General features: G+C 45.4%; 9 protein-coding genes, 1 tRNA gene and 1 pseudogene. 9 read left to right on the forward strand and 2 right to left on the reverse strand.

The features are described 5' to 3' along the window. Positions 1–166: 166 nt before the first annotated feature. On the reverse strand, positions 167–496 hold the full coding sequence (locus tag AC3DOM_RS11300; protein ID WP_487919153.1) for a hypothetical protein: 330 nt from the start codon (positions 494–496) through the stop codon (positions 167–169). Positions 497–574: 78 nt separating this feature from the next. Continuing rightward, positions 575–672: transfer RNA gene (locus AC3DOM_RS11305), tRNA-Val, on the reverse strand. A gap of 147 nt (positions 673–819) precedes the next feature. Here AC3DOM_RS11305 and AC3DOM_RS11310 point away from each other — a divergent pair. From AC3DOM_RS11310 to AC3DOM_RS11350, 9 genes and pseudogenes are all read left to right on the forward strand, one after another. After that, a pseudogene (locus AC3DOM_RS11310) lies at positions 820–933 on the forward strand (magnesium chelatase subunit ChlI family protein); the annotation flags it as partial. A gap of 208 nt (positions 934–1,141) precedes the next feature. Further along, entirely contained in the window at positions 1,142–2,143 is a 1,002-nt protein-coding gene (locus tag AC3DOM_RS11315) for a LacI family DNA-binding transcriptional regulator (protein WP_487919154.1), read from the forward strand. A 133-nt stretch (positions 2,144–2,276) separates the two neighbouring features. Then, complete coding sequence (locus AC3DOM_RS11320; RefSeq protein ID WP_487919155.1) at positions 2,277–3,617, forward strand: ABC transporter substrate-binding protein; 1,341 nt, start codon at positions 2,277–2,279, stop codon at positions 3,615–3,617. 66 nt (positions 3,618–3,683) lie between these two features. Further along, positions 3,684–4,562: a carbohydrate ABC transporter permease gene (locus AC3DOM_RS11325; RefSeq protein ID WP_487919156.1), complete on the forward strand. Its 879-nt coding sequence runs from the start codon at positions 3,684–3,686 to the stop codon at positions 4,560–4,562. A gap of 1 nt (position 4,563) precedes the next feature. Beyond that, a complete protein-coding gene (locus tag AC3DOM_RS11330; RefSeq protein ID WP_487919157.1) occupies positions 4,564–5,406 on the forward strand; it encodes a carbohydrate ABC transporter permease in 843 nt (280 codons plus the stop codon). Positions 5,407–5,478: 72 nt separating this feature from the next. After that, entirely contained in the window at positions 5,479–7,464 is a 1,986-nt protein-coding gene (locus AC3DOM_RS11335; protein ID WP_487919158.1) for a beta-galactosidase, read from the forward strand. A 4-nt stretch (positions 7,465–7,468) separates the two neighbouring features. Continuing rightward, positions 7,469–8,260 (forward strand): alpha/beta hydrolase, encoded by a 792-nt coding sequence (locus AC3DOM_RS11340; protein WP_487919159.1) that lies wholly within the window; start codon positions 7,469–7,471, stop codon positions 8,258–8,260. A gap of 36 nt (positions 8,261–8,296) precedes the next feature. After that, entirely contained in the window at positions 8,297–9,841 is a 1,545-nt protein-coding gene (locus AC3DOM_RS11345) for a DUF6938 domain-containing protein (protein WP_487919160.1), read from the forward strand. Beyond that, on the forward strand, positions 9,838–10,361 hold a 524-nt coding region (locus AC3DOM_RS11350), incomplete at its 3' end, for a family 4 glycosyl hydrolase (protein ID WP_487919161.1). The genes AC3DOM_RS11345 and AC3DOM_RS11350, both read left to right, overlap by 4 nt.

Raw genomic sequence — 10,361 nt, forward strand, 5'->3', positions numbered from 1 at the left:
AACCATACAGTGTAGAAATGTCCTGGGTGGCATCATCCACGATTACTATCGTGCCTCCACTCCGCTTGCTCTTCCTGCTATTTGAGCTCCCCTGCTCGTTTCCCCCTTCATAAAAAACCATCCTTTGTGTTTTAGCGCGTCTTATTCCCAATCTGAGCAATCTTTTTCAAATGCCCCCCCCTAATTCACCGTTTTCGAAAACCATTCTTGGTCTCAAGGATGGTCGGTTTGCCACCTTTTTGTCCTGTTTTCTGTCGGTTGAGGTTTTTGCACGATACGGGTTGCCTGCAAGAGCCCTGTGTTGTTTAAATTCTGGCAGTTCGATTTTGGCTAAATTACTCATTACACTCTTTTCACTCACGACCATATCTCCATCAGGTAACTGTACGGCTTTTATCTTACCTGATTGAGCCATCCTTTTCAAATCACGCAAACCATAACCATATTTGGCCGCGGCATCCTTGATGGGAATATAAGTTGGAAGAGATGTAGTCATTAGATTATTCTTCCCTCTACTAGGCTCTGTTCATATGGTTGGTTGGCGACTTTCTAAAGCCGCCAACCTCATTTTCAGTGGGCGCGAAGGGACTCGAACCCATGACCTCACGGATGTGAACCGTGCGCTCTAAAAGTTATTTTTTGAAACACTATTCTTTACCAGAGAGGCTATGCTATGTTTTGTCAACATCACCTTAGGCATATCCAAGTTTTCTATTAATTCTGATGTTTTGTCAGAAATAAGTATTGGAAAAAAAACTTTTTTCGCAAATTCACAACTGATCGCTGCGATGACGCAGCTCCTGCTCTCTGCACGAGCCTCACCGCATCCTGAAATTGGCACGCACTATTGCAGATTTGGCTGGGGAGGAGAGTATCCAGTCCACACATCTGGCGGAGGTTTTACAGTATCGCACGAAGGGGATGATGGTTTAGCAGTGAGAAGTTGGAGATGAAATGATGTTTGGGAAGGTAGGCAAGCCCAAAATACGTATAAAGCGGTTTGTCATCCCATCAGACAGGATAAATAAGAAGGAGTGTCAAATATCATGCTTGACAAAGTTGTTATATTTTTGTATCATAATATTATCGGTCACATGACCGGTAACATACGGCTCTCATTTCTTTAAATCTAGAGGTTCTTGTGGTTCGTTCTCGTGTGACCATTCGTGATGTTGCTTCTCGTGCTGGTGTTTCCCACCAGACGGTTTCACGTGTCATCAACCATAGCGAGCAAGTTACATCAGAAACACGGGAGCGTGTTAAAGAAGCGATCAAAGAGCTTAGCTACCGCCCGAGTCGATTAGCACAAAGCATGGTTACGCAAAAAACGCGTACGATTGGGTTAGTCGTTGCAGATATTACAAATCCCTTTTTCTTTGAAGTTGCTCGTGGGGTACAAGACGCTGCTTTGGTGCAGGGATATAATGTTTTTGTTTGTAATACAGATGATAATCCACAAGGTGAACAGGATGTGCTGACCCTATTGGCTTCTCAGGAAGTTGATGGGGTTATTCTTTCAACAGCCAGTTCTTCCGATGAAGAACTACTGGTTTTTGCTGAAAATTACAAACCGCTGGTGGTCATCAATAGGGATATTGATCATCCCAAAGCTAGCTTGGTCAATGTTGATATTTGCAAAGGGGCGAAATTAGCTATTGAGCATCTCATTGACCGTGGGCATACGCGTATTGCTATGCTCTCACATGAAGGACATCCCCCCGATAAGGTACGGCGTGTACTTGGATATCGTGAAACACTAGAAGCACATGGCATAATGCCTAATGATGAGTGGTTGTTATTAGCATCCCCGAATCTCAGGGGAGGTTACGATGCTACGCAGAAATTACTAAAAGCGCATCCTGAAATTACTGCTATTTTTACCTATAACGACCTCATGGCCATCGGTGCATTACGCGGTTGCCATGATATGGGCTTACGAGTTCCACAAGATTGTGCCATTATGGGGTTTGACGACATCAAATTCTCGGCGATGACACAACCCTCCCTAAGTTCAATTAGTTTTGATAAGTATGCTGTCGGACAGACCGCCATGATGCGCTTATTAGAAATGTTTGAAGAACCAGATGTTATATACGAATCCATTCACCTAGATGTCGGACTAATTATCCGAGAGTCTACTTAGTTCTTTTTATTTTCTTTGCGATGTGACCGGTAACAAGAGACGCAAAGAAAAATTAAGGAGGTGCCATCTCAAAAAACATATCAAGCTATCCCCCTAGTTTTCTTAATTTGTTTAAAAAATAAGGAGAAAGATAATGAACTTGAAAAAAATACAAATCGTTTTTGCTCTAGTATTAGTCTTGTCGCTAATATTGGGAGCCTGCACCCCAGAGACCATCACAGTTATTGAGGAAGTTGAAGTTCCTGTTGAAGTTGAGGTTGAAGTTCCCGTTGAGGTAGAAAAAGAAGTTCTCGTAGATAAGCAGACTTTGATCTATAACTCGATGAATGGTGACCCTGATCCTCGTGCTGCAGACGAAGAGATCGTTAAAAACTTCATGGAAGCAAATCCTGACATTGAAGTTATCCACAGCATTGTGGCCCATGAAGATTTCAAGACCGCTATCCGTGCGTACTTGACTGCTTCAACTCCACCAGATGTTCTTACTTGGTTTGCTGGTAATCGCGCTCGCTTCTTCATCGATAATGACCAGATTATGGACATTAGTGATGTTTGGGAAAGCGAAGGCTGGAACGAGAGCTATCCCAAGGGCTTCCAAGCCATGAGCACCGTTGACGATGCTCAATATTTCCTGCCGACCTCCTGGTATTGGTGGGCTGTATATTACAGAGTGTCTGTTTTTGAAGAACTTGGCCTTGAAGTTCCTGAAACTTGGGATGAGTTCCTCGCAGTAAACGAAACTTTGAAAGAAAATGGGTACACCCCTCTTGCCATCGGCACAAAATATCGCTGGACAGCCGCTGCCTGGTTCGATTATCTGAACATGCGCATCAATGGCCCACAATTCCACATCGATCTGATGTTGGGTAAAGAAAGCTATGATGATCCACGCGTTGCCGAAGTTTTCGAATACTGGCGTGTACTCCTTGATAATGGCTACTTCCTAGAAGATGCAGCTGCTTATTCCTGGTCTGAAGCGTTGGAACCCTTTATCGCTGGCGACGCTGCTATGTATCTGATGGGTGACTTCATTCGTGACAGCTTGCCTGACGAAGTAGAAGCTGATCTCGATTTCTTCCGCTTCCCCATTATTGATCCTAGTATGCCGATTGGTGAAGACGCTCCGACCGATGGTTATTTCCTGTCTGCCAATGCAGCCAACCCTGAAGCAGCTAAAGCGTTCCTTGCTTACCTTGGCAGCGTAGAAGTACAGACATATAATGCCGAAACTTTAGGTCGCCTGCCCACCAACAGTGGCGTAGATCGCTCATTATTCACAGAATCACAGCAGAAGGGCATGGAACTCATTGACGGAGCCGATTTTGTCGCTCAGTTCTATGACCGAGACACCACACCAGAGATGGCTGATGAAGGCATGAATGCCTTTATGGCTTTCTGGGATGACCCAGATAGCATTGAAACGCTTCTTGCCGATCTTGAAGCAGCTCGCCAAGAAATCTTTTTAGAAGAATAAAAGTACTGTTCAGGTTCGTGGCGGAAGACCGCCACGAACCTGATTTCTTTCTAAAGGAGTTTTGCCATGTCACGTACCAAACGCGATATTATCCCCTATTTATTTTTAGTTATTCCTGTCCTTATCTATATCATCTGGGTAATTGCTCCGATGTTCTATACTTTTTACTTGAGTCTTACTAACTGGAATGGCCTGACAGATCCCGAATTTATTGGTTTCAAGAATTACACAAGGCTTTTCAATGATAAAGTCTTTTATATTTCTTTGATAAACAACTTGAAATGGTTGGGGGTATTCATCACCGTTCCCGTTGTTCTTGGTCTGGGATTGGCAATGATGCTTAACACGGCTATTCCAGGTGAGAAGTTCTTTAAAATGACTTTTTACATGCCTATGGTATTGGCGATGGTAGTCAGCGGGTTGATCTGGGGGTGGATGTACCATCCCAAAGGTGGCTTGATTAACACCGTTATTGTTTCTGCTGGTCTGATGGTAAAGGGCCCTGGTTGGTTGAGCGACCGTGATGTTGTGCTATGGTCTATTATCATCGTCGCAATTTGGCGGCAGGTGGGATATGTGATGGTTTTATACCTTGCTGGACTTAAGAGCATTAATCCACAATTACTGGAAGCTGCAACAGTAGATGGAGCTAATCGCTGGCAAGTGTTTTGGGGCATCATCTTACCTTTACTTACTCCAGTAACAGTAATTGTTCTGGTTATTAGTGTCATCGACTCACTACGGGCTTTTGACCTTGTCTCTGTAATGACGCGCGGCGGTCCTGCAAATGCCTCTTCTGTGCTCGCCAATTTTATGTATATCGAATCCTTTAATAATTACAAAATGGGATACGGAGCGGCTATAGCTGTGATCCTGTTTTTGATCAGCCTTAGCTTCATTGCCTTATACTTGTGGCGCGTAATGCAAGACGAGATGGAGTACTAAAATGGATACTATACGAGCATATTTCAAATCTCCTGGGCGAGTTTTAGTTTACTTAATTCTGTGTGTATCAGCCTTTCTTTGGCTGGTTCCCGTCATCACGGCTCTAATAACATCTCTCCGTACTTACGACGAAATCCTCACAAACGGTTTCATCTCATGGCCTGAAACCATCACCCTTGAGAACTTCAAAACAGCTTGGGAGAGAGGTGGCATAAGCCGATATTTGCCCAACAGCTTCATCATTACATTGCCGTCCATTGTGCTCACCATGCTCCTCTCTTCTCTGGCAGCCTATGCTCTGGCACGATTCAAATTTCCTGCTAATCGAGTGATTTTCTTTACCTTTGTGGGTGGCATGATGCTCCCCTTTCAGGTTCTCTTGCTGCCTGTTTTCAAGCTAACAGACTTCTTGGGACTTTATGACACATACTGGGGCCTAATCTTTTTCCACACAGCTTTCCAGCTTGGTTTCTGCACCTTCATGTTACGCAACTATATGAGAACAGTACCTGGAGAAATCATTGAAGCAGCACGTATTGATGGATGTAGCGAAATAGGCATTTGGGCAAAAATCATGCTTCCACTAACCTTGCCAGCTATCGCGGCTATCGCCACGCTGGAATTCACCTGGATATTCAATGATTATCTTTGGGCGATCGTTCTTACAAGCAATGATGCGCTAAAACCTGTCACGGCTGGGTTGGCAACATTACAAGGGCAATTTATTACTGACTGGCCGGTAATTGTCGCCGGAGCACTGATTGGTACACTGCCCACATTATTGGTATTTCTATTCTTGCAGCGCTATTTCATTGAAGGACTCACTTTAGGTTCTTCAAAATAAACTTACGAAAGAACAAAGGTACTCAGGATGTTCCTCCGTCTTGGGTACCTTTGTGTATAAGATGAGGTCATCATGAAACTAGGTGTTTGTTACTATCCAGAGCATTGGTCAGAAAACAATTGGGAAACCGATGCCAAAGAAATGCACACAGCGGGGATTTCGATTGTGCGCATTGCCGAATTTGCTTGGGCAAAGATGGAGCCCGAAGAAGGAAAATATACATGGGATTGGTTGGATCGCTCTGTAGATACACTTGCTTCCGCTGGTCATCAGATTGTCCTGTGTACACCTACTGCTGCCCCTCCCGCCTGGATGATAGAAGCCCACCCCGACATTTTGCCCGTTGATGAAGATGGGCGGCGCAGGCGTTTTGGCTCAAGACGACATTATTGCCCTAATAACAAAACCTACCACGAGTACAGCAAGCGCATTGCAGAAGCGATGGCGAAGCGCTATGGAAATCATTCCGCTGTAATCGGCTGGCAAATCGACAATGAATTTGGTTGTTACTTTGCACGTTGTTACTGTGATATTTGCACAAAAGAATTTCAACATTGGCTGCAAAGAAAATATGCTAGCCTTGATGAACTTAACGAACGCTGGGGAACAATATTTTGGAGCCAAACTTACGACAAATGGAGCCAAATTGAACCATATAATTTAACTGTCGCAGAACCCAACCCTAGCCACGTACTCGATTATTATCGCTTCGCATCTGATTCATGGGCATCGTATCAACAGATACAAATTGATGCCCTGCGAGAGAGCATCCCCTCCGCCCAATTTGTTACGCACAATATCATTGCTAGCCAAACCACAATCGATTATCACGACCTTGCGCGTGACTTGGATTTCGTAGCTTGGGATTCATATCCAACCGGCTATGCCGAAATGGGGAGCCAGGATATTTATGCCCCAGATGAACAAGTTCCCGCTTATGCACATGATACCGGCGACCCATTACTTATCGGCTTTTTTCATTCGCTCACACGTGGGTTAAAGCAAGCTCCTTATTGGATCATGGAACAGCAAACAGGGGCTATCAACTGGAGTCTGTATAACACTGGTGTACGTCCAGGTGCTCTACGCCTGTGGGCATGGCAAGCTGCTGCATCCGGCGCAGAAGCGACTGTCTTCTTTCGCTGGAAAGCATCACGCTTTGGTTTGGAACAACACCATGCAGGGTTGCGTAATCACGATGGCTCGACAGATACCGGCTACGATGACCTACTAACAATTAAATCTGAACGTGATAAGTTGGATGATTTCATTGCTCAACCTCTGCAAACGGATATTGGCATTTTGCTCGATTACAGCACACTTTGGGCACTTGAAATGCAGCCGCATCGTAAAGATTTTGCCTATCTCAAACATTTATTTGTCTTTTATCGCGCTTGCAAAGCTCTTGGTTTAGAACCAGATATCATCTCGCCACAGGCTGATTTGAGTCACTATAAAATCTTGCTTGCACCCAGCGCATTTCTTGCAGATGAAGCCCTAGCGCAAACTTTGACAGATTTCACTTCTCAGGGAGGCAACTTGATGCTGGGCGCACGCTCAGGCTTCAAGGATCTTCATAATGTTGTTACCGAAGAACCTTTGCCTGGCGCGTTACGAGATTTGGCCGGAGCGAGGGTAGCAAAATGGCACGCTCTCCCCCCCAAAGTATCCTACTCGCTTCAAAGTGAAATAGCAGACTTTGAGCCAGATGTGACATTTTGGGCAGAGGCATTAGAGCCTGCTGCGGGAACAAGGTCGTTAGCAAATTATTCAACAGCTCCATTCGACGGTTTGGCCGCTATCACAGAAAAAACGCATGGCAATGGAAAGGTCATTTATTGTGGGATTTACCCTCGATTAGCACAAGCAGTAGTTCTTATGCGCCACCTGGCAGCATCGCATGCCATCCCTGTATTGGATATACCCTCAGGGTTAGCGGTATTCCAACGCGGTACAAAATTGCTTGCAATGAATTTTACGGAAGAGCCAATTGCATTTTCTACAAAGTCAGGTGAATATAGCATTTCTGCACGAAATTTCACTATTATCACGGAATAGTTTGATGAAAAACAAAAAGACCACAGGAAATCTACATTTGCATAACTCCCATTTGGATGGAGATGCCTTCTTTTGGGAAGGTGGGCCTGTGGGGATTTTACTTTCGCATGGATTTACGGCAACAACGGCTGAAATCCGTTTGGTGGCAGAAAAATTTTATGCGCACGGCTATACAGTTGCCGCTCCGCTTTTGCCCGGGCATGGCACCACGCCAGATGATTTGAACCAAACTAAATGGCGGGGTTGGGTAAAAAGCGGTGAAGAATCTCTACAGAAATTGCTTGAGAGCTGCCAGCAAGTTTGGGTCGCAGGCGCATCGATGGGCGGTCTACTCGCCCTTTATCTGGCTAGCACTAATTCGCAAATTTCGGGGGCTTTACTCTATGTTCCCGCAATCCGTACCATGATGAGCAAGATGGATATTCTAAAGCTATATCTTGGTGCACCTTTTGTGAAAGAACTTGCGCGAGATTCTCTTGATGGTTCAGATCTTTGGCAAGGGTATCCCGGGTTACCGCTTAAGGGTATTATCCAATTTTTGCGTTTCCAATCTGCTACAGCAAAACGGCTCTCTGATGTTCATCAGCCAGTACTTATTTTTCAGGGGCGCAAAGACATGACTGTTGCACCTGAAGCTGGCGAGATCATTATGGATGGCATTTCTTCTGAAACAAAAGAACATCACTGGATGGAAAAATCTAGCCATTCCATTCTTTTGGATGAAGAGTATGAAGAAGTGGCGGAGACGAGTATGGCGTTTATAGAGAGATTCAGCGAAATACTTAGAAAGCATTAGAATTTGAATTTATACTTCCCTTGAAGGAGATTTTTTATGAAAAAAGTGAATGGTCGTTATGAACTTTATGGCAACCCGATTACACCTGCCCAAACACGTGCAGCGGATAGATGGAAAGCCATGCTGGCAAAGAAATTTAGCTATGACCCGAACGAGAAGTTCAACTTAAGCGTTCAGGATCATCCTTACGGGGACGATATTTTTGGATTGAAAGAAATCGTTCGCGAAGGCGATGGAACACCCTTGAGCATTGAGAATGGCGTTGTGATCAGCACAATCCGCATGGGGTTTGGGCATTATCGTATTGCAATGGCAGGTGTTTCTGCTGCAAAGGCAATGGGCTTTACCCCCTATTGGCTTGACTTGCTTTCCGTCCCGGGCATCACCACCGATGTCATCAACTGGTGCAATACCAATTACAGCAAATACTCTCGTATTTCACAGCGTTTCCCGTGGTTTGATAAGTATGTTTGGGAAAGTTTGACTACTGGAGAGCCCTCGTTACCCGGTTTGAATACCCTTTTTAATAATTGGATCGTGACTTGGCCTTGGCGCTTCACAAAGACACAGGTCAAAGATTATAAAATGAGTGAGTTGTTCGAAAACTTGTATGGTGCGCTTCCATCAGAGCAGCCCATTCTCACATCCCATATGTGGAACGCAATGGGCGCAGTAGCGGGCGGGATGACCAATGTTGTGGATATGATGTTTGATAACTGGCCGATGGCTTTCCAACTCACTGAAGGTGCCAAACACGCTGTTCAGGGCCCCGCTGGGTATTATGGGTTCCGTGTGATGCGTGGATTTGATGATAAAGGCTCGATTATGAAGCCCACCCCTAGTGATGCACTCTTCTTTACGGGGCAGCATGTTGACCACGAGTTGGTCGAGAATATCGAAGCAGATTGCAAAGCACGCCTCCAACGAGCAGATGCTAAAGAGCCACGCCGATTCATTGTCACGATGGGTGGTGCTGGCGCGCAGCGGGAGCTTTTCAAGGCGATTATCGAACACGCCATCCCCCTTATTGAGCAGGGGCGGATCGCTCTTTTCGTCAACTTGGGTGATCACCAAGATAATTGGGACTGGCTCGAGGCTGAGTTGCTGCCCCATAAAGACCTCGTCAATACACATTTTAGCTGGGAAGAAACACGGGATTTCGCCGACAGCATCCGTGATAACCCCGCTAAAGGCTTGCACGTTTTCCTCTACAATAACACTTTCCACGCCGTCTATGCGAGCAACTATCTGATGCGCGTGATGGATATCATGATCACGAAGCCCTCTGAGTTGGCTTTCTACCCAATTCCAAAAATTTTCAATGCCCGTGTTGGCGGACATGAGATGTGGGGCGCAGTTCGTGGTGCGGAAATTGGCGACAGTACTGTCGAAACCCGCACCATCCCGCAGACTTTACAGGCGATTGATCTGATGACCCATGAAGATGACTTGCTCAAGATGTATTGCGAAATGATTGTCAAGAACAAAAGCATTGGGCTTTACGACGGCGCTTATAAATGTGTTGAGCTGGCAACTGGCAAGAAATTCACACGAACACCAGAAGGAATTAAGATCGGATGAGCAAGATAAGCATTCTTGGCGCAGGGAGCACTGTCTTTGCCAAGAACCTGATTGGCGATATTCTCAGTTTCCCCGAACTGGCGGAATCAACAATCAGTTTGCATGATATTGACCCCGAACGATTGGAAACTACTCGGATTGTGGCAGAACGAATCGCAAAATCATTGGGAGCAAACCCCATCATTGAAGCGCATCTCGATCGTCGGGCTGCGCTCGATGGCGCAAAATACGTTATCGGGATTTTTCAAGTTGGTGGATATGAACCCTGCACAGTGACTGATTTTGAGATCCCCAAGAAATATGGTTTACGGCAGACTATTGCCGATACGCTTGGTATCGGCGGGATTATGCGGGGGCTGCGCACTATTCCCGTTTATCTGGATATGTGCAGAGATATGGAAGAACTTTGCCCAGATGTGACTCTGTTGAATTACGTTAACCCCATGTCGATGATCACCTGGGCGATTAACAAAGCTACAAAGATTAAAACCATCGGCTTGTGCCATTCTGTGCAGGGAAC

The organism is Candidatus Desulfolinea nitratireducens (assembly GCF_982879505.1).